This is a genomic window from Herbaspirillum sp. (genome assembly GCF_017744395.1).
GTDB lineage: Bacteria > Pseudomonadota > Gammaproteobacteria > Burkholderiales > Burkholderiaceae_D > Herbaspirillum.
This window is the reverse complement of sequence record NZ_JAGIBI010000004.1, coordinates 224,537-244,673: the sequence shown is the minus strand read 5'-3', so window position 1 is coordinate 244,673 and position 20,137 is coordinate 224,537. Positions and strand designations below refer to the sequence as shown.

Genomic DNA, 20,137 nt, shown 5'->3' with positions numbered 1-20,137 from the left:
AACCCGATGACGACCAATAGCATTCCCGCCGAAGCCGCCGGCCGCGCCGCTTCCTGGGGCGAGCTGCTCAATGCCCGCAACGCGCCGCGCGCGGTGGCGCTGACCGGCGGCGTGGCGCTGCATGCGATCAATGTGCATATCGTCACCACCATCCTGCCGTCGGTGGTGCGCGATATCGGCGGCCTCGATTACTACGCCTGGAACGTGACGCTGTTCGTGGTCACCTCCATCATCGGTTCCACCCTGACCAGCAAACTGCTCTCCATCCTGGGGGCGCGCCGTACCTATTTGCTGGGGCTGGCCGTGTTCGGCGCCGGCGCGCTTGTGTGCGCGGCGGCCGGCAGCATGCCGTGGATGCTGGCCGGGCGTGCGGTGCAGGGCATCGGCGGCGGTTTGCTGGCGGCGCTGGGCTATGCGTTGATTCCGCTGGTGTTCGAGCAGCGCCTGTGGTCGCGTGCGATTGCATTGGTCTCGGGCATGTGGGGCATTTCCACCTTGCTGGGACCGGCGGTCGGCGGGTTGTTTGCCGCCAGCGGCCATTGGCGCCTGGCGTTCTGGGCATTGATGCCGCTGCTGCTGTTGCAGGCCATTCTCGTGACGGTGCAACTGGGGCCGCGCGCGGTCAGGATGGATAACACCCAGGCGGGCGCCATGCCGCTGGGACGCATCCTGCTGCTGGCGATGTCGGTGCTGCTGGTGGCGTTGGCTGCGCAAGCCGATGCCGGATGGCAGTCGGCGACTTGTATCGCCGGCGGCGTCGCGCTGGGTTTGCTGGTGGCGCGCATCGACCTGCGCCATCGCATCAGCTTGCTGCCGCGTGCCGGCTATGCGCTGTCCACTGAAATGGGCAAGGTATTTGCCTGCGTGTCGCTGCTGGTGATCGGCAGTTGCACCGAAATTTTTGTGCCGTATTTTCTGCAGGTACTGCATGGTTATGCGCCGTTGGCGGCCGGTTACATGACGGCCGCAATGGCGGGTGGCTGGAGTCTCGGTTCACTGCTCAGTTCTGGACGCAGCGGCCGGGCGGCCGATCGCATGGTGCGTATCGGCCCGGTGCTGATGGCGCTGGGACTGATGGTGCTGGCGATCTTGTTGCCGGCCAGAATGATGGCGTCGGGTGTGCTTGCCGATGTCGGTATCGTGCTGGCGCTGGTTGCGGCCGGCATGGGGATCGGGCTGGGTTGGCCGCACCTTATCGCGCGCGCCTTGCATGCGGCCAGGCCGGGCGAGGAGAACCTGACTTCATCGGCTGTCACCACCGTGCAGTTGTATGCGATGGCCATCGGCGCGGCGCTGGTTGGCCTGACCGCCAACGAAGCCGGCCTTACCGTTCCGGGCGGCGTGCCGGGCGCGCAGGATGCGGCCACGGCCTTGTTCTCGATATTTGCCGTGGCGCCGGCGCTGGCGGTGCCATTGGCGCGGCGCCTGACGCGTGCGCATTGAAGATGTGAAGGGGAAGGGCGATGCGGGCGAGCTCTATCGAACTGGATGAAATCGGCTACCACCTGTTGCTGGCCGAGTTCGACATGCTGTGGTCGCGCCGGCCGTTGCCGGGCGACCGCGAACGGATGGATCAGATGATGCGTTTGATCGAGGCGTTCGAGGCGACGCGGCGAATCGCTGCTTCGGCCTGATCGAGTTCGGCGGCCGGCAGGCGCAGCCGCAGATGGGCCAGGGTGTCGTGGCGGCTGTCCAGCAGTTGGTACTTGTGTTGGGCCAGCCAGTGTCGCAGTTGCGGTTCGGCAGAGTAGACGACGCCGATTTCGATTTCCGCCTGCGCCACGCGTTCGGTGCGCTCGGCGTTCTTGAGCGCGCTGGCGATGGCGTCGGTATAGGCCCGCACCAGGCCGCCGGCGCCCAGCTTGATGCCGCCGTAGTAGCGCACCACCATGGCCAGCACGCCGTCGAGGTCGTGGTGGCGCAGAACTTCCAGCATCGGCCGGCCGGCGGTGCCGGAGGGCTCGCCGTCGTCCGACATGCCGGACTGGCCGCCGGCCATCAGCGCCCAGCACACGTGGGTGGCGCCGCGGTGTTCTTCGCGCATGCGTTCGACTTCGCGCAATGCCGCTTCGCGGTCGGCCACCGGCATGACGATGCCGATAAAGCGGCTCTTGCGGATATCCAGTTCGATCTCGACGCGGGCGGCGATGGTGAAGGTGGCCATGGCGGACGGAGGCGGGGTCAGGCGGCGCTGCCTTTGAGCAGCGCGAGTTCGGCTTGCAGGCCCTGGTTCTCCTGCGTCAGTTGCGCCACGCGCGCCTGCAGCGCGGCGACTTCGCGGCGCAGGGCGGCGGTGACTTCGTTTTCCATGCCTTCCGTGACCGCGACCGAGCTGCCTTCGCCGTCGCCGGCCTTGGGCGCGCGTGGGGTGCGGGTGGCGGCTTTCTGCTCGCGCACTTTCTTGGCGGCTTCGCGCAGTTCCTTCTTGCCGCCGGCTACCGCGCTGACCTGGTCTTCGCTGGGCAGCGAGGCGACCGCGGCGGCGGCGTTGATCGAGATGGCGCCGCTGCGCACCGCCTGCACCAGTTCCGGCGCGGCGGTCTTGCGGATGCGGTCGATCTGGCCGACGGTGGCGCTGCTGATGCCGGCGGCGCGGGCGATGTCTTCGCGGGTCTTGATGGGGCCGGTAGTGTCGTCGGCGTGCCAGGGAGGATCGCCTGCGTCGCCATCGGCTGCCGCTTCGCTTGCATTTTCCTCGGGCGCTTCGGCTGCTTCCTCGTTCTTGGCCGGCTTGGGCGCGGCCTTGGTGCGGGCGGCGATGATGTCTCGCTTGCGCAGCGCCAGCATGCCGCGCTGGAAATCGGAGACGCTGCGGCGACCCAACTGGTTGTCGATCATCCACAGCAGCACGTCGTCGAGCGACTTGAAGCTGTCGTTCTGCACGGTCTTGAATTCGAGTTCGTACTTGCGGCAGATCTCGTAGCGGTTGTGGCCGTCGACCAGCACCTCTCCCCACAACACCAGCGCATCGCGGCAGCCTTCGGCCAGGATGCTGCGCTCCAGCGCGGCGTATTCGTTGGGGGTGAGCGGATCGATGTACTTCTGCAGTTCTTCGTTGATGACGATATTCATGGACTTCGTTCTATATCGTGTCCCGATTCGGGTTCTCGGAGACGGGCGGCGCATTCTACACCAGCGGGCAGGGGAGGACGGTTCAAGTAAAATGGCGCTCGCTGCCGCCAATGCCGTTCAGCAGGCGGGATATCCGTCTTGACTGAACGGCAGGATACTCGCCGCTGTCTCTTACAGTGGCGTGTATAGCGTGCTTCCTGTTTCCTTCAAGCCATTTTTCTCTTCATGCGCATCACTTCGCACCTGACGGCCATCGCCGCCCTGACTTCTTCCCTGTTGCTGGCCGCCTGCGGCACGACTTCCTTGTTGCCCGGCTCCACCGATACCAAACCGGCCGAGCCGGCAGCGGCCACGCCGGCGCCGCCGACCGCCACGGCGCCGAAGAAAATCCGTATCGGCCTGGCCCTGGGCGGCGGCGCCGCGCGGGGCTTCGCCCATATCGGCGTGATCAAGGCGCTGGAATCGCAGGGTATCGATGCCGATGTCGTCGCCGGCACCAGCGCCGGCAGCCTGGTGGGGGCCTTGTATGCGGCCGGCAATAACGGTTTCGCCTTGCAGAAGCTGGCGCTGCAGATGGACGAGGCCGCCATCTCCGACTGGGCGGTGCCGTTTTTCTCCAAGGTTTCCGGCGTGCTCAAGGGGGAGGGCGTGCAGAACTACGTCAACCGCGCGTTGAACAACCTGCCCATCGAGAAATTCAAGATTCCCTTCGGCGCAGTGGCGACCGACCTGAAGAGCGGCCAGCCGATCCTGTTCCAGCGCGGCAATGCCGGTATCGCGGTGCGGGCGTCGTCGGCGGTGCCGGGCGTGTTCCAGTCGGTGAAGATCGGCGATCACTATTATGTGGATGGCGGCCTGGTGGCGCCGGTGCCGGTGCGTTTCGCGCGGCAGATGGGGGCTGACTTCGTGATCGCGGTCAACATTTCGGCGCAGCCTGAGGAACAGGCTTCGGCCAGTTCGGTGGACGTGCTGCTGCAGACCTTCGCCATCATGGGCCAGACCATCAACCAGTATGAATTGAAGAACGCCGACGTCGTGGTGAAGCCCATCCTGGGCGCCATGAAGGGCAGCGATTTCGCCAGCCGCAATGTGGCGATCCTGGCCGGCGAGCAGGCGGCGATGGCGGCCATGCCGGAGATCAAGCGCAAGCTGAAATTGCTGTCGGGTAACTGAGGCAGGCCGGGCTTGCGTGGAAAAAACAAAGCCGCCCGAGGGCGGCTTTGTTTTATATGCATTGCAGCGAAGTACTTAAGTACTTATTTGGCATCGTTTTCGTCGGCGGCGATGCGGCGCGCGCCGTTGAAACGCTTCTTCCAGTACGACTCGTCCATGCTTTCGATACGCACCTGGCCGCCGGCGGAGGGCGAGTGGATGAACTTGCCATCGCCGAGATAGATGCCGACGTGCGAGAAACCGCGGCGCAGGGTGTTGTAGAACACCAGGTCGCCGGGTTGCAGGTTGTCCTTGCCGATCTTTTCGCCGACGCGGCTGATTTCAGCCGAAGTGCGCGGCAGGTCGGTGCCCCATGCTTCCTTGAATACGTAGCGCACCAGGCCGCTGCAATCCAGGCCGGTATCGGGCGAATTGCCGCCGTAGCGGTAATTGATGCCTAGCATGGCCAGGGCCTGGGTGGCCAGTTCGGATGCGCGGTTGGTGATGTCTTGCAGGCGGACGATCGCAAGATTGGTCTTGCTGATCTGCTGCTGGGCTTGCGGGGTTTGGGCTTGCGGAGGGGGAAGATCCTGGGCCGCCAGGGACAGGTCGGCGGAGAAGGCCGATGCGCTGATCCAGAGTCCGGCCGCGAGCGTGCACGCTCGTACGGCTTGGCGTCGGAATCGGGCAGATCGGCGTGAAGTCATCAGGATCCTCTTTAAAGTAGGATTGCGGGACTTTAAGTGAATTCCGGTGGCATGTCAAAAGCTAATTTCATGCCAATTTGCAATAATTGCATCGTTTTCCATGGCATGACCGTGCTTTTTGCTGTGTTCTGCCGGTAATTCGCAGGGCAATATCCGGCGGGCCGCGCCTTTGGCGGCTTGCATGAAAAACGCTCATGGAAGAGTTTGCAGCGGTCTGGTGCCAAAACAGCGTTATCACCGTACAATCACCGTTCAATTTTTTTCAGCATATCGGAGCCAACATGCAAAACAAACCATTCCTGACGCTGGACGACGTCAAAAAGATCGCCGCCGGCGCGGAAGCCGAAGCGAAGGCTAACAACTGGGCCGTCACCATCTCCGTCGTCGACGACGGCGGCCATCTGCTGTGGCTGCAGCGCCTGGACGGCGCGGCTCCGATCTCGGCCCACATCGCCCCGGGCAAGGCGCGCACCGCCGCGCTGGGCCGCCGCGAAACCAAGATCTATGAAGACATGATCAACAACGGCCGCTTCTCCTTCCTGTCGGCGCCGGAACTGGATGCGCTGCTCGAAGGCGGCGTGCCGGTCGTGGTCGACGGCCACTACGTCGGCGCCGTCGGCGTGTCCGGCGTGAAGTCGTCGGAAGACGTGCAGATCGCCAAGGCCGGCATCGCCGCCCTGGGTCTGTAATCCTTGCATCGCCGGCCGCTTGCATGCGGCCGGCGAATCCCCCTGGTTGCAGCCATCTGCATGCAACTGGCGGTCATTTTCGGCGATCGGTGATTTGCCGAAGGGTGCCTTTTGCGCTATAATTGGACGGTTTAGCCAATTTAAATTCCGCCGTAGCGCATACCCTATCCTCCACCTCGTTCCAGCAGGCCAATATACGTACCCGAACCGAATGAGTCGGGGCGTTTGCGCCGGTCGGTTTGGTGCGAAAGGTCTTCCGGTCATCCAGCATCGGCGGTAACAATCTCAGGAGTTACCCTTGCTGCCTCTTCTTTCCGGTCCCGCGATTCCGGCCATTCTCGCGCTCGCAGACGGGTCTGTCTTCCAAGGATTTTCCATCGGCGCCGCAGGCAACACCACCGGCGAAGTCGTGTTCAATACCGCGATGACCGGTTACCAGGAAATCCTGACCGATCCCAGCTACAGCCGCCAGATCGTCACCCTCACTTATCCGCATATCGGCAACACGGGCGTCAACCGTGAAGACGTCGAAGCCTCGCAAATCCACGCCGCCGGCCTGATCATCAAGGACCTGCCGCGCTTGCTGTCGAATTTCCGCAGCCAGCAGTCGCTGTCCGATTACCTGAAGGAGAGCAACATCGTCTCCATCGCCGGCATCGATACCCGCAAGCTGACCCGCATCCTGCGCGAGAAGGGCGCCCAGAACGGCGCCATCGTGGCAGGTGAAGCCAACATTGAAGCAGCCACCGCGAAAGCGCTGGAACTGGCGCGCGCCTTCCCCGGCCTGGCCGGCATGGACCTGGCCAAGGTAGTATCGACCAAGAAAGCCTACAACTGGACCGAGACCGAGTGGCAACTGGGCCGCGGCTACGGCCAGCAGATCACCCCGAAGTTCCACGTGGTCGCCTTCGACTATGGCGTGAAGTACAACATCCTGCGCATGCTGGCCGAGCGCGGCTGCAAGGTCACCGTGCTGCCGGCGCAATCGAGCGCGGCGGAAGCCCTGGCGCTGAATCCGGACGGCATCTTCCTGTCCAACGGCCCCGGCGACCCGGAACCCTGTGATTACGCGATCGCCGCTTCCAAGGAGCTGATCGAGCGCGGCATCCCGACCTTCGGCATCTGCCTGGGCCACCAGATCATGGCGCTGGCTTCCGGCGCCAAGACGCTGAAGATGAAGTTCGGCCACCACGGCGCCAACCACCCGGTGCAGGACCTGGACAGCAAGCAGGTGATGATCACCTCGCAAAACCACGGTTTCGCCGTGGACCAGGCGACCCTGCCGGCCAACTGCCGCGTCACCCACATCTCGCTGTTCGACGGCTCGCTGCAAGGTTTCGAGCGCACCGACAAGCCTGCTTTCTGCTTCCAGGGCCACCCCGAAGCATCCCCTGGACCGCATGACATCGCCCCCCTGTTCGACAAGTTCGTGGCGATGATGGAGAAGAAACAAAATGCCTAAGCGTACCGACATTAAAAGCATCCTGATCATTGGCGCCGGCCCGATCATCATCGGCCAGGCCTGCGAATTCGACTACTCCGGCGCCCAGGCCTGCAAGGCCCTGCGCGAAGAGGGTTTCAAGGTCATCCTGGTCAACAGCAACCCGGCGACCATCATGACCGACCCGGAAATGGCCGACGCCACCTACATCGAGCCGATCACCTGGCAAGCGGTGGAACGCATCATCGCCAAGGAAAAGCCGGACGCCATCCTGCCGACCATGGGCGGCCAGACCGCGCTGAACTGCGCGCTGGACCTGCACCGCAACGGCGTGCTGGACAAGTACAAGGTCGAGCTGATCGGCGCCACGCCGGAAGCCATCGACAAGGCCGAAGACCGTTCCAAGTTCAAGCAGGCCATGACCAAGATCGGCCTGGGTTCGGCGCGTTCGGGCGTGTCGCACACGATGGAAGAATCGTGGGCGGTGCAAAAGACCATCGGCTTCCCGGTCATCATCCGTCCGTCCTTCACCATGGGCGGCACCGGCGGCGGCATCGCCTACAACGCCGAGGAATTCGAAACCATCTGCAAGCGTGGCCTGGAAGCCTCGCCTACTTCCGAGTTGCTGATCGAAGAATCGCTGATCGGCTGGAAGGAATACGAGATGGAAGTGGTGCGCGACAAGGCGGACAACTGCATCATCGTGTGCTCGATCGAAAACCTCGACCCGATGGGCGTGCACACCGGCGACTCGATCACCGTCGCCCCGGCGCAGACGCTGACCGACAAGGAATACCAGATCATGCGTAACGCCTCGCTGGCGGTGCTGCGTGAAATCGGCGTGGACACCGGCGGCTCCAACGTGCAGTTCTCGGTGAACCCGAAGGACGGCCGCATGATCGTCATCGAGATGAACCCGCGCGTGTCGCGTTCATCGGCGCTGGCCTCCAAGGCGACCGGTTTCCCGATCGCCAAGATCGCCGCCAAGCTGGCGGTCGGCTTTACGCTCGACGAGCTGCGCAACGAAATCACCGGCGGCGCGACCCCGGCGTCGTTCGAGCCGTCGATCGACTACGTCGTGACCAAGATCCCGCGCTTCACGTTTGAAAAATTCCCGCAGGCCGACAAGCACCTGACCACCCAGATGAAGTCGGTGGGAGAAGTGATGGCCATCGGCCGCACCTTCCAGGAGTCGTTCCAGAAAGCCCTGCGCGGCCTGGAAGTCGGCGTGGACGGCATGAACGAGAAGACCACCGACCGCGAGACCATCGAGGAAGAGCTGGGCGAGCCCGGCCCGGACCGCATCTGGTACGTGGGCGACGCCTTCGCGCAAGGCTTCTCGCTGGAAGAAGTGCACGGCCTGACCCATATCGACCCGTGGTTCCTGTCGCAGATCAAGGAGATCGTCGACATCGAACTGTGGCTGGAAAAGGACGTCTCCCTGGAGTCGCTGGACAAGGCTACCCTGTTCCAGCTGAAGCAGAAGGGCTTCTCGGACCGCCGCCTGGCCAAGCTGCTCAAGACCACCGACACCGCCGTGCGCGAACAGCGCCGGAAGCTGGGCGTGCGCCCGGTGTTCAAGCGCGTCGACACCTGCGCCGGCGAGTTCTCGACCGACACCGCCTACATGTATTCGACCTACGACGAAGAGTGCGAGTCGAATCCGACCGACAAGAAGAAGATCATGGTGCTGGGCGGCGGTCCGAACCGCATCGGCCAGGGCATCGAGTTCGACTACTGCTGCGTGCACGCGGCGCTGGCGATGCGCGATGACGGCTACGAAACCATCATGGTCAACTGCAACCCGGAAACCGTGTCGACCGACTACGACACTTCCGACCGCCTGTACTTCGAGCCGGTGACGCTGGAGGACGTGCTGGAAATCGTCGACAAGGAAAAGCCGGTCGGCGTGATCGTCCAGTACGGCGGCCAGACCCCGCTGAAGCTGGCGCTGGACCTGGAAGCCAACGGCGTGCCCATCGTCGGCACCTCGCCGGACATGATCGACGCCGCCGAAGACCGCGAGCGTTTCCAGAAGCTGCTGCAGGACCTGGGCCTGCGCCAACCGCCCAACCGCACCGCTCGCACCGAAGCCGACGCGCTGCAACTGGCGCAGGAAATCGGTTATCCGCTGGTGGTTCGCCCGTCCTACGTGCTGGGTGGCCGCGCGATGGAAATCGTGCACGAGCAGCGCGACCTGGAGCGCTACATGCGTGAGGCCGTCAAGGTATCGCACGATTCGCCGGTGCTGCTGGACCGCTTCCTGAACGACGCCATCGAAGTCGATGTGGACTGCCTGTCCGACGGCCAGCGCACCTTCATCGGCGGCGTGATGGAACACATCGAACAGGCCGGCGTGCACTCGGGCGACTCGGCCTGCTCGCTGCCGCCGTACTCGCTGTCGAAGGACACCATCGAAGAATTGAAGCGCCAGACCGCGCTGATGGCCAAGGGCCTGAACGTGGTCGGCCTGATGAACGTGCAGTTCGCGATCCAGCAGAGCGAAGTCGACGGCAAGACGGTCGACACCGTGTTCGTGCTGGAAGTGAACCCGCGCGCTTCGCGTACCGTGCCGTTCGTGTCCAAGGCCACCGGCCTGCAACTGGCCAAGATCGCGGCGCGCTGCATGGTCGGCCAGTCGCTGGAAAGCCAGGGCATCAAGAACGAAGTGGTGCCGCCTTACTTCAGCGTCAAGGAAGCCGTGTTCCCGTTCGTCAAGTTCCCGGGCGTGGACACCATCCTCGGCCCTGAAATGAAGTCGACCGGCGAAGTCATGGGCGTGGGCAAGACCTTCGGCGAAGCCTTCGTGAAGTCGCAGATGGGCGCCGGCGTGAAGCTGCCGAAGTCCGGCAAGGTGTTCCTCTCGGTGAAGAACAGCGACAAGCCGCGCGCCGTGCAGGTGGCCCGCGACCTGGTCGCGCTGGGCTTCTCGGTGGTGGCGACCAAGGGCACCGCGGCCGCCATCAGCGCCGCCGGCATCCCTGTGGCGACCGTCAACAAGGTGGTCGAGGGCCGTCCGCACATCGTCGACATGGTGAAGAACAACGAGATCGCCCTGGTGATCAATACCGTTGAGGAAAAGCGCAATGCGATTGCCGATTCCGGAGCGATCCGTACTTCGGCCCTGGCGGCGCGCGTGACCACTTTCACCACGATTGCCGGCGCCGAGGCGGCGGTGGAGGGGATGCGCCATTTGGACGCATTGGACGTGTACGATTTACAAGGCCTGCATAAAGCTATACACTAAGCTTACAACACGTCATCTTGCCGGCTGAATTGGCGCCGGTAAGCGCAGAGGGCATCTGAGCAATCGATGCCCTCTCTGACTTTTAGGACGACTTCCCTGCGGCCACAACATGTTCAATGTTGCAGGGCAGCGCCGTCCAGGGGCCGCTAACAAAATCCCACCGCCGCAGCGCGGCTGGCGGGATTTTGTTAGCGGCTCTGAGTCGGACGCAAGTACGTGTTGGAGACGAGCTGACGGAACATCGGCAGCGGCGTTCCGTTCACCAGTAAAGATTGTTCCCGTGGAAAGACATCGACCAGTTGCCTCGCCGGCGACGGAGCGTTCTTTTGACGTTTGCAGTCCGCCTGGTGGGCGCCGTCGGCGTTTTCCGCAATTCCCTAACCTTGAGCAAGAGACTTATGAGCACAGTTCCCATTACCAAGCGTGGCGCAGAACTCCTGAAAGAAGAACTGCAGCGTTTGAAATCCAAAGACCGTCCGGAAGTGATCAATGCGATCGCCGAAGCGCGCGCGCAGGGCGACCTGTCGGAAAATGCCGAATATGAGTCGGCCAAGGAGCGCCAGGCGTTCATCGAAGGCCGCATCGCCGACCTGGAAGGCAAGCTGGGTTCGGCCCAGATCGTCGATCCCGCCGAGCTCAATGCCGAAGGCCGCGTGGTGTTCGCCTCCACCGTCGACCTGGAAAACCTGGACAGCGGCGAGAAGGTGACCTACCAGATCGTGGGCCTGGACGAAGCTGACATCAAGGAAGCCAAGGTTTCCGTGACTTCGCCCATCGCGCGCGCCCTGATCGGCAAGAGCGCCGGCGACGTGGTGGCGGTGGAAGCCCCGTCGGGCCTGAAGGAATACGAAATCCTCGACGTGCGCTACGTCTGATCCGCGCGGACGGCGTACGCCCCGCCGCGGCGGCTGGGGCTTGACGCAAGCGCCGCCGTGGGGCGGCGCGACGGAATTGGAAATGAAAAATGCCCGCATCAGCGGGCATTCTGTTTTTTGAAGGCGGGTGCGTCAGCCCAGCGACTTCTTGGTGCTGCGCTGGCGCGGTTTGGCCTTCTTGACCAGGCCGCCGGCGGTGACGCGTTCGTTGCCCTTGAGCATGACCTTGTTGACCGACGGGCGCTTGGTGGCGTGCGATTTGACGATGGTGACCTCGCGCAGGCCGCCCTTGGCGCCGGCCGCGGCTTTCTTCGCTTCCTCCTTGGCGGGGCGGTAGATCACCAGCAGCTTGCCGATATGCTGCACCTGCGCCGCCTTGAGCTGTTCGCAGATGCTGTCGTAGATGGCGATGCGCTCTTCGCGGTCGTCGCCGAACACGCGCACCTTGATCAGGCCGTGGGCGTTGAGGCTCTTGTCGATTTCCTTGAGCACGGCATCGGTCAGGCCGCTTTCGCCGACCATTACGACCGGGTTCAGGGCATGGGCTTGGGCGCGCAGTTCGCTGCGCTCGGCGGGAGTAAGTTTCAACATGGGAATGCGATGTCGGGACCGCGCCGGGCGGCGCGAAGCTGTCCCTGAAAGAGATAAAACCAGTATTCTACGCGAATGGCAAAGAACAAATTAAACAAAAACTGGCTGCACGACCATATCAACGACCCTTACGTGAAGCTCGCGCAGAAGGAGGGCTACCGTGCGCGTGCGGCCTACAAGCTCAAAGAGATCGATGAAGAGGAGCGCCTGATCAAGCCGGGCCAGGTCATCGTCGACCTGGGCTGCACCCCCGGCAGCTGGTGCCAGTATGTGCGCAACAAGCTGGCCGGCGCCGAGGGCGGCGGCATCCACGGCACCATCATCGGCCTGGATATCCTGCCGATGGAACCGGTGGCCGACGTGCATTTCATCCAAGGCGACTTCCGTGAGGAAGAGTCGCTGCACCAGCTGGAAGCCTTGCTGGACGGCCGCAAGGCCGACCTGGTGCTGTCCGACATGGCGCCCAACCTGTCCGGCGTGGCGATCGCCGATGCGGCGCGGGTCGAGTATCTTATCGATCTGGCAATCGAATTCGCCCAGATGCACATGAAACCCACCGGCGCCTTGCTGGTCAAGTGTTTCAACGGTACCGGCTATAACGAGCTGGTGCACAAGTTCCGCGCCGAGTTCAAGACGGTCACTTCGAAGAAACCCAAGGCCAGCCGCGACAAGTCTTCCGAAATTTTCCTGCTAGGGAAAATCCTGAAGAACCCGCGCTGAAATATCGGCTAAAGTGGAATCGGGCTGGTTTTAGATGCAAATTCTCTTGTTTTGACCTGTTTTTGCGTCTTGTTTTGCTCTGCATCAGCCTCATATCGCTTCATAGGAAGCATTCTATGCCTGAGGTGGCGGTTGTCCGGGCGAGACGGATGCGGCGTGCTTTCATCGCGTGTTCCCCCCGATTCGCGATCCCGATGTCGGTTTGGCAATGCCGGCGCTGGCGGTAAGCCATCGCGGCGTTGCGGGCAGGCACGACGGGACGGGCGCTTTCCTAGTAAGGGTGGTTGAATCCGGGTAAAATCGGAGCATACAAAGGCAACGTGGCGCATCGGCGTCGGAGGAGTTCCAGTGAACAACATGTTTTCCAAGGCCGCCATCTGGGTGGTCATCGCGCTCGTCCTGTTTATGGTGTTCAAGCAGTTCGACAGCCGCAGCATGGCGTCGAACGCGAAGGGAATCGCGTATTCCGACTTCATCAGCGAGGTGAAGGCCGGCCATATCAAGGACGCGACCATCGAGGACCGCACCATCGTTGCCACCACCCAGGACGGCACCAAGGTCAAGACCGCCGCCACCTACCTGGACCGCGGCCTGGTCGGCGACCTGCTCAACAATGGCGTGAAGTTCGACGTCAAGCAGCCGGAAGAGCAGTCCTTCCTGTCGCAAGTCTTCATTTCCTGGTTCCCGATGCTGCTGCTGATCGGCGTGTGGATCTTCTTCATGCGGCAGATGCAGGGCGGCGGCAAGGGCGGCGCGTTCTCCTTCGGCAAATCGAAGGCGCGCATGCTCGATGAGAACAGCAACTCCGTCACCTTCGCCGACGTCGCCGGTTGCGACGAAGCCAAGGAAGAAGTGCAGGAGCTGGTCGAGTTCCTGCGCGACCCCACCAAATTCCAGAAACTGGGCGGCCGCATTCCGCACGGCGTGCTGATGGTCGGCCCCCCGGGTACCGGTAAGACGCTGCTGGCGCGCGCCATCGCCGGCGAAGCCAAGGTGCCGTTCTTCACCATCTCCGGTTCCGACTTCGTCGAAATGTTCGTCGGCGTGGGTGCTTCCCGCGTGCGCGACATGTTCGAAAACGCCAAGAAGCACGCGCCCTGCATCATCTTCATCGATGAAATCGACGCCGTCGGCCGCCATCGCGGCGCCGGCATGGGCGGCGGCAACGACGAGCGCGAACAGACCCTGAACCAGATGCTGGTCGAGATGGACGGCTTCGAGGCCAACTCCGGCGTCATCGTGATCGCCGCCACCAACCGCGCCGATGTGCTGGACAAGGCGCTGCTGCGTCCGGGCCGTTTCGACCGCCAGGTGATGGTCGGCCTGCCCGACATCCGCGGCCGCGAACAGATCCTGTACGTGCACATGCGCAAGGTGCCCATCGCGCCGGACGTCAAGGCCGACATCCTGGCCCGCGGCACCCCGGGCTTCTCCGGCGCCGACCTGGCCAACCTGGTCAACGAAGCCGCGCTGTTCGCCGCGCGCCGCAACAAGCGCCTGGTGGAAATGCAGGACTTCGAAGACGCCAAGGACAAGATCGTCATGGGCCCGGAACGCAAGTCGGCCGTGATGCGCGAAGAAGAACGCCGCAATACCGCCTACCACGAGTCCGGCCACGCGGTGGTCGCCAAGCTGTTGCCCAAGGCCGACCCGGTGCACAAGGTCACCATCATGCCGCGCGGCTATGCGCTGGGCCTGACCTGGCAGTTGCCCGAGCATGACCGTGTGAACATGTACAAGGACAAGATGCTGGAAGAGATCTCGATCCTGTTCGGCGGCCGCATCGCCGAAGAGATCTTCATGCACCAGATGTCCACCGGCGCTTCCAACGACTTCGAGCGCGCCACCAAACTGGCCCGCGCGATGGTGACCCGCTACGGCATGTCCGAGACCCTGGGCACCATGGTCTACGAGGATTCCGAGCAGGACGCCTACTTCGGCCGCATGGCGTCGAAGACCGTCTCGGAAGCTACCCAGCAAAAGGTCGATGCCGAAATCCGCATCATCCTGGATACCCAATACGCCCTGGCGCGCAAGCTGCTGGAAGAGAACAGCGAGAAGGTCGACGTGATGGCCAAGGCGCTGCTCGAATGGGAAACGCTGGACGCCGACCAGGTCAACGACATCATGAACGGCGACGAGCCGCGCCCGCCGCGCAACGGCGTGCCGGCCAAGAAGTCGCCGTCGGACACCAACCGTCCGGGCGACATCACGCCGAACGCCACGGCGCCGGCTTGAGCGCTTGCGCAACGGTTTGGCAAGACGAACCGGTCAAAGGGTGAGGAGCGATCCTCACCCTTTTTCCGTTGGTGGGATGGATAAAAAGCAATGCGGTGCAGTACCGCAATGACGAAGCAAGCAGGCACGATCAGCACGATAAGTACGATACGCACGATACGCACGATGACATCAGCATTCCTGAAATGCGGCAGGTTCCGCCTGCCGATGCAGCAAGGCCGCCGCCCCCTGGTGATGGGCATCCTCAATGTCACGCCGGATTCCTTTTCCGACGGCGGACGCCACAACTCCCTTGAATTCGCGCTCTCCCATGCCGAGCAGATGATCGCCGACGGCGTCGACATCATCGACATCGGCGGCGAGTCGACCCGCCCCGGCATCGCCCCGCTGTCGCTGGAACAGGAGCTGGAGCGCGTGATGCCGGTGATCTACGCGCTGCGCGACTGCGGCAAGCCGCTCTCCATCGATACCTACAAGCCGGCCGTCATGCGCGAGGCGCTGCTGGCCGAGGTCGACATGATCAACGACATCAACGGCTTTCGCGCCGAGGGGGCCATCGAGGCGGTCAGGGACAGCGAGGCCGGCCTGTGCGTGATGCACATGCAGGGCGAGCCGCAGACCATGCAGCGTGAGCCGCATTACGACGATGTGGTGTCGGAAGTGGAGGATTTCCTGCGCCGCCAGGTGGCGTCGCTGACGGCCGCCGGCGTGGTGCGCGAGCGCATCTGTATCGACCCGGGTTTTGGCTTTGGCAAGACACTGGCGCATAATCTGGCTTTGCTCAGGAATACCCGGCACATGATCGGCGCGCTCGACCTGCCTTTGCTGGCCGGTATGTCGCGCAAATCCATGGTCGGCGCGGTGACCGGCAAGCCGCTGGAACAGCGGATGGCGGGCAGTATCGGGGCGGCGCTGGCCGCGGCCCAGCAGGGGGCGATGATCATCCGCGTACACGACGTGGCGGAAACCGTCGATGCGCTCAACATGTGGCAGGCCGGACGGGAAGACCGTTGATCCGGCAAATAAAAAATAGAATGGAAGGGCAGGGCGCCATGTGAGGGCTCTGGATGCCGCCGAAGAGCGGCAGTCAATCTAAATAAAAGGAAACGAGTTTATGGCAGCAAAATATTTCGGCACCGACGGCGTTCGCGGCCGCGTGGGCGTCGCCCCCATCACACCGGATTTTGTCATGCGCCTGGGCTATGCCGCAGGCAAGGTGCTGGCCAAGGCGCGCGACGGGGTTGCGCGTCCGACCGTGCTGATCGGTAAGGACACACGGATCTCCGGCTACATGCTGGAAGCCGCGCTGGAGGCCGGTTTCGCCGCCGCCGGCGTGGACGTGATGCTGGCCGGCCCGGTGCCGACGCCGGCCGTGGCTTACCTCACGCGCGCCTTGCGTCTGTCGGCCGGCGTGGTGATTTCGGCTTCGCATAATCCCTTCCACGACAACGGCATCAAGTTCTTCTCGGCTTCGGGCAACAAGCTGCCGGATGCGGTCGAGGCCGACATCGAAGCGGCGCTGGAACAGCCGATGGAATGCGTCCCCTCGGAAAAGCTGGGCAAGGCGCGCCGCCTCGACGATGCCCAGGGCCGCTACATCGAATTCTGCAAGAGCACCTTCCCCACCGCGCTGGACCTGCACGGCATGACCATCGTGGTCGATTGCGCGCATGGCGCCGCCTACAATATCGCCCCGCACGTGTTCCATGAGCTGGGCGCGGAGGTCATCACCATCGGCAACAAGCCCAACGGCCTGAACATCAACGAGGAATGCGGCGCCACGGCGCCCCAGGCCTTGTCGGATTCGGTGCGCGCCAACCGCGCCGACCTCGGCATCGCGCTCGATGGCGACGCCGACCGCCTGCTGATGGTCGATGCGGCGGGCCGCGTCTACAACGGCGACGAGCTGTTGTACCTGATGGTCAAGGACCGCCTCGCCACCGGCCCGGTCGCGGGCGCGGTGGGCACATTGATGACCAACATGGCGCTGCAGGTGGCCTTCAAGAAGATGGGCATCCCGTTCGAGCGCGCCAAGGTGGGCGACCGCTACGTGCTGGAAGTGCTGCAGGAAAAAGGCTGGCTGCTGGGCGGCGAGGGCTCCGGCCACTTGCTGTGCCTGGACCGGCATACCACCGGCGACGGCATCGTCTCCGCCCTGCAGGTGCTGTCGGCATTGAAGCGCAGCGGCCAGTCGCTGGCGCAGATGACGTCGGATCTGAAGCTGTTCCCGCAATCGCTGATCAACGTCAGGATCCCGGCCGGCTACGACTGGAAATCGAACGCGGTGCTGCAGGCCGAGAAAGCCGCGGTGGAAGAGGCTTTGGGCGAGCGCGGCCGCGTGCTGCTGCGCCCATCGGGCACCGAACCGCTGATCCGGGTGATGGTCGAGGCCGAAGACGCCGAACTGGCGCGCAGCATGGCCCAGCGCATCGCCGACAAGGTGCTGTAGGACCATGTCGAAAGAGTCGCCACATATCCTGCTGGTCGAAGATGAGCCCAGCATCGCCGAATTGCTGCGTTTTACGATGCAAGGCGCGGGCTTCGCCACCACCGTTGCCACCGATGTCTCGCAAGCCCGCAAGCTGATCGCCGAGTCGCTGCCGCACGCGGTGCTGCTGGACTGGATGCTGCCCGACAGCTCGGGCCTGGTCTTGCTCGGCGAATTGCGGCGCGAGCCGCGCACGGCGGCACTGCCGGTGATCATGCTGACCGCCAAGGGAATGGAGGAGGACAAGGTCAAGGGCCTCAACGAAGGCGCCGACGACTACGTGACCAAGCCGTTCTCGCCCAAGGAGCTGGTGGCGCGCGTACAGGCGCTGCTGCGCCGCAAGACGCCGGAAATCGGCAGCCAGGTGCTGAAATACGGTCGGATCAGCATCGACGTCGAACGCCGCCAGGTAACGGCGGCCGAGCAGGCGGTGGCGCTGGACCAGGCCGAATTCAAGCTGCTGCGCTACCTGGTGGCGCATCCGGACCGCATCTTCTCGCGCTCGCAACTGCTGGACAAAGTGTGGGGCGACCATACCTTCATCGAAGAGCGTACCGTGGATGTCCACATCATGCGCCTGCGCAAGTCGCTGGGCGAGCTCGCGCACTATGTGCAGACGGTGCGCGGGGTGGGGTACAAGCTGAGTGCGGAAGCACCCGACTGATGCGCGCGTAGGCAGGCAGCGAAAACAAAAAAGCGATCCATCGGATCGCTTTTTTTATGGCCGGGACGCTTAATCCAGCGGCACGCTGCGGTAGCGGTTCACCTCCGACGGCGAGACGAAGCCGGCATGGTTGCCCCAATCGTTGCGGATATAGGAAACCAGCGCCGCCGCTTCCTGGTCGCTCAGCCTGGGGCCGAAAGGCGGCATGCCGAACGGATAAGGGTTGCCGGCCGTCGACGGCGGGTAGCCGCCGTTGAGCACGATGCGGATTGCATTGACGGGCGATGCGGCGATGACCGCCTGGTTGCCGCCGAGCGGCGGATAACCGGGAGCGGCGCCCTGACCCTTGTCGCCGTGGCAGTCGATGCACAAGTCGCCGTAGAGCTGTTTGCCCAGCTTCATCAGGCGCGCCGCTTCGGCCGGTTCCGGTTGCGGCGCCACCGAAGGGGGCGCCGCCGTGTCCGGCGGCAGCGATTTCAGGTAGATGGCCATCGCCGCAATGTCGGCGTCGTCCAGGTATTGCAGGCTGCGTCCCACGACTTCGGCCATCGGCCCGAAGGCCGCGCCGCGCGGCGAGACGCCGGTCTTGAGCAAGGCCGCGAGATGGGCGGTTTCCCAATTGCCCAGGCCGTTTTCCCGGTCGCCGTTGAGCGGCGGCGCGTACCAGTCCAGCATGGCGATCATGCCGCCCGCCAGTTCGGCTCCCGAAGTGGTGGCGCCGAGGGTGTTGCGCGCGGTGTGGCAGGCGCTGCAATGCCCAAGACCTTGCACCAGGTAGGCGCCGCGGTTCCATTGGGCGGATTGTTTGGCGTCGGCTCGGTATTCGCCCGGCTCGAAATACAAGGCGCGCCAGCCGGCCAGCAGCAGGCGCTGGTTGTAGGGGAAGCGCAGCGCATGTTCCTGGTTGGGACGCTCTTTGGCAGGTAGCGTCTGCAGGAACGCGAACAGCGCATCGGCATCGTCGCGGCTGACCTTGGTGTAGCTGGGGAAGGGGAAGGCCGGGTAGAGGAAGCGGCCGTCCCTGGAGCGCCCGTGATGCAGCGCGCGCCAGAAATCGTCCGCATTCCAGGCGCCGATGCCGGTCTTCTTGTCCGGCGTGATGTTGGAGGAATAGAGCGTGCCGAACTTGGTGGCAATGGCGCGACCACCGGCATAGGAATCGCCGCCGCGCGGGGTGTGGCAGCCGATGCAGTTGCCGGCGCGCGCCAGGTACTCGCCGCGCTTGATTTGCTGCGCGCGGTCGGTCACGGGCGTAGCGGCGCCGAGATCTTCGTGGCGCAGCCACTGCCACGCCACGACTGCGGCGGGCACGGCGATAACGAGGGCCAAGAGGGTAGTGGCGATGGCGATCAGTGTTTTTTTCATTGGCCCGGCACTCCTGCCTGTTGCATGCTGCCGCAAGCCAGCGGCAATGGGGCGGGCGGCGCCGCGGCCGGCGCGGCATCTTGCGGCACAGGCTGGGCCGCAAGCCAATTGCTGGCGGCATTGATGTCTTCGGGCGTGAGCTTATGGACGATCGTCGCCATGCAATCCGGTGTTCGCGCCTTGCGCACGCCATTGGTCCATGCGCCCAGTTGGGCGTTGAGGTAGTCGCGCGGCAGGCCGAGCAGGCCGGGGATGGCCGGCTGTACGCCGGTCAGCGCCGTGCCGTGGCAGGCGGCGCAGGCCGGGATCTGGCGTTCCTTGATGCCCTGCGTGACGAGCTGTCGGCCGCGTTGCAGGACGGCCGGCGAAGCATCGGATGCGGCCGGCGGCGGATAGGGCGGGTGTTCGTTGGCGAAGAAGGCGGCGATCTTGTGCAGGTAATCGTCCGAAAGATTGCCTAGCAGGTAGTTCATCATCGGGTACTGGCGCCGGCCGTCGCGGAAGTTCTGCAACTGGTTGAACAGGTAGGCTTCGGGTTTGCCGGCGATGCGCGGATAGTAGCCGTCAGGGGTGGCGCGGCCTTCCTTGCCGTGGCAGGCGATGCAGGCGGCGACCCGTTCCGGCATGGCTGGCATGGCGCCGGCTGCGGCCGGCGGGGTTTGCGCTTGCGCCGCATGGATGAAGAGGCAGGATGCCAGCAACGCCAGGCATCGCCCGAACTTGCTGCTGTGGCGCCGGGCTGGATGCAGCGGATACGGTATGGATGCCAACTTCAGTCTCCCTGTGCCGATGGCGGCTTTTCTGTTTTTTATGGCGCTGTCCTGGCAGCGGTTTCGCTATTGTAGTGGAGGACGCCGGCCGGCAACATGGCGCAGCCTGCGGCCCTGT

19 protein-coding genes are annotated in these 20,137 nt (G+C 63.9%); 12 read left to right on the top strand and 7 right to left on the bottom strand.

The features are described from left to right. Positions 1-6 precede the first annotated feature (6 nt). Together J7548_RS13600 and J7548_RS13595 are read left to right on the top strand one after the other, a co-directional pair. Entirely contained in the window at positions 7-1,443 is a 1,437-nt protein-coding gene (locus J7548_RS13600) for an MFS transporter (RefSeq protein ID WP_290975141.1), read from the top strand. A 20-nt stretch (positions 1,444-1,463) separates the two neighbouring features. Continuing rightward, entirely contained in the window at positions 1,464-1,634 is a 171-nt protein-coding gene (locus J7548_RS13595; protein ID WP_290975140.1) for a hypothetical protein, read from the top strand. Here the strand turns inward: J7548_RS13595 and J7548_RS13590 are convergent. Together J7548_RS13590 and J7548_RS13585 are read right to left on the bottom strand one after the other, a co-directional pair. Further along, positions 1,574-2,164, bottom strand: a complete 591-nt coding sequence (locus J7548_RS13590; RefSeq protein ID WP_290975139.1) for a YigZ family protein — start codon at positions 2,162-2,164, stop codon at positions 1,574-1,576. The genes J7548_RS13595 and J7548_RS13590 overlap by 61 nt on opposite strands. Positions 2,165-2,181: 17 nt before the next feature. Further along, on the bottom strand, positions 2,182-3,072 hold the full coding sequence (locus tag J7548_RS13585) for a hypothetical protein (protein WP_290975138.1): 891 nt from the start codon (positions 3,070-3,072) through the stop codon (positions 2,182-2,184). A 225-nt stretch (positions 3,073-3,297) separates the two neighbouring features. On the opposite strand from J7548_RS13585, the gene J7548_RS13580 reads away from it, so the two are divergent. Beyond that, a complete protein-coding gene (locus tag J7548_RS13580; protein WP_290975137.1) occupies positions 3,298-4,245 on the top strand; it encodes a patatin-like phospholipase family protein in 948 nt (315 codons plus the stop codon). A gap of 83 nt (positions 4,246-4,328) precedes the next feature. Here the strand turns inward: J7548_RS13580 and J7548_RS13575 are convergent, their stop codons facing one another. Together J7548_RS13575 and J7548_RS13570 are read right to left on the bottom strand one after the other, a co-directional pair. After that, a complete protein-coding gene (locus J7548_RS13575; protein ID WP_290975136.1) occupies positions 4,329-4,931 on the bottom strand; it encodes a C40 family peptidase in 603 nt (200 codons plus the stop codon). Positions 4,932-4,985: 54 nt separating this feature from the next. After that, positions 4,986-5,114 carry a hypothetical protein gene (locus J7548_RS13570; protein ID WP_290975135.1) on the bottom strand — a complete coding sequence of 43 codons (129 nt, stop codon included), beginning with the start codon at positions 5,112-5,114 and terminating at the stop codon, positions 4,986-4,988. A 98-nt stretch (positions 5,115-5,212) separates the two neighbouring features. Between J7548_RS13570 and J7548_RS13565 the strand changes: the two genes are divergently transcribed. From J7548_RS13565 to greA, 4 genes are all read left to right on the top strand, one after another. Next, a complete protein-coding gene (locus J7548_RS13565) occupies positions 5,213-5,620 on the top strand; it encodes a heme-binding protein (RefSeq protein ID WP_290975134.1) in 408 nt (135 codons plus the stop codon). 298 nt (positions 5,621-5,918) lie between these two features. Continuing rightward, positions 5,919-7,082, top strand: coding sequence for a glutamine-hydrolyzing carbamoyl-phosphate synthase small subunit (gene carA / locus J7548_RS13560; RefSeq protein ID WP_290975133.1), 1,164 nt, complete (start codon positions 5,919-5,921; stop codon positions 7,080-7,082). Then, on the top strand, positions 7,075-10,308 hold the full coding sequence (carB, locus tag J7548_RS13555; RefSeq protein ID WP_290975132.1) for a carbamoyl-phosphate synthase large subunit: 3,234 nt from the start codon (positions 7,075-7,077) through the stop codon (positions 10,306-10,308). The genes carA and carB overlap by 8 nt, the downstream gene beginning before the upstream one ends. Before the next feature lie 398 nt (positions 10,309-10,706). After that, positions 10,707-11,183: a transcription elongation factor GreA gene (gene greA, locus J7548_RS13550; protein ID WP_290975131.1), complete on the top strand. Its 477-nt coding sequence runs from the start codon at positions 10,707-10,709 to the stop codon at positions 11,181-11,183. Positions 11,184-11,315: 132 nt separating this feature from the next. Here greA and yhbY read toward each other — a convergent pair whose 3' ends face one another. Further along, positions 11,316-11,774: a ribosome assembly RNA-binding protein YhbY gene (yhbY, locus tag J7548_RS13545; protein ID WP_290975130.1), complete on the bottom strand. Its 459-nt coding sequence runs from the start codon at positions 11,772-11,774 to the stop codon at positions 11,316-11,318. Positions 11,775-11,849: 75 nt separating this feature from the next. On the opposite strand from yhbY, the gene J7548_RS13540 reads away from it, so the two are divergent. The 5 genes from J7548_RS13540 to J7548_RS13520 all read left to right on the top strand — a co-directional run bounded on the left by J7548_RS13540 (position 11,850) and on the right by J7548_RS13520 (position 17,884). Then, positions 11,850-12,494 (top strand): RlmE family RNA methyltransferase, encoded by a 645-nt coding sequence (locus tag J7548_RS13540; RefSeq protein WP_290975129.1) that lies wholly within the window; start codon positions 11,850-11,852, stop codon positions 12,492-12,494. A 348-nt stretch (positions 12,495-12,842) separates the two neighbouring features. Then, complete coding sequence (gene ftsH / locus J7548_RS13535; RefSeq protein WP_290975128.1) at positions 12,843-14,732, top strand: ATP-dependent zinc metalloprotease FtsH; 1,890 nt, start codon at positions 12,843-12,845, stop codon at positions 14,730-14,732. 165 nt (positions 14,733-14,897) lie between these two features. Beyond that, positions 14,898-15,746 carry a dihydropteroate synthase gene (folP, locus tag J7548_RS13530; protein ID WP_290975127.1) on the top strand — a complete coding sequence of 283 codons (849 nt, stop codon included), beginning with the start codon at positions 14,898-14,900 and terminating at the stop codon, positions 15,744-15,746. Positions 15,747-15,846: 100 nt separating this feature from the next. Then, complete coding sequence (gene glmM / locus J7548_RS13525) at positions 15,847-17,181, top strand: phosphoglucosamine mutase (RefSeq protein ID WP_290975126.1); 1,335 nt, start codon at positions 15,847-15,849, stop codon at positions 17,179-17,181. Positions 17,182-17,185: 4 nt separating this feature from the next. Further along, positions 17,186-17,884, top strand: coding sequence for a winged helix-turn-helix domain-containing protein (locus J7548_RS13520; protein WP_290975125.1), 699 nt, complete (start codon positions 17,186-17,188; stop codon positions 17,882-17,884). A gap of 69 nt (positions 17,885-17,953) precedes the next feature. On the opposite strand, the gene J7548_RS13515 is transcribed toward J7548_RS13520, so the two are convergent. Together J7548_RS13515 and J7548_RS13510 are read right to left on the bottom strand one after the other, a co-directional pair. Continuing rightward, the gene (locus J7548_RS13515) at positions 17,954-19,249 is read right to left on the bottom strand and encodes a cytochrome c (RefSeq protein WP_290975124.1); all 1,296 of its coding nucleotides are present in this window, start codon (positions 19,247-19,249) and stop codon (positions 17,954-17,956) included. Further along, complete coding sequence (locus J7548_RS13510) at positions 19,246-19,884, bottom strand: c-type cytochrome (RefSeq protein ID WP_290975170.1); 639 nt, start codon at positions 19,882-19,884, stop codon at positions 19,246-19,248. Before J7548_RS13510 ends, J7548_RS13515 begins: the two co-directional genes overlap by 4 nt. Between the last annotated feature and the right edge of the window lie 253 nt (positions 19,885-20,137).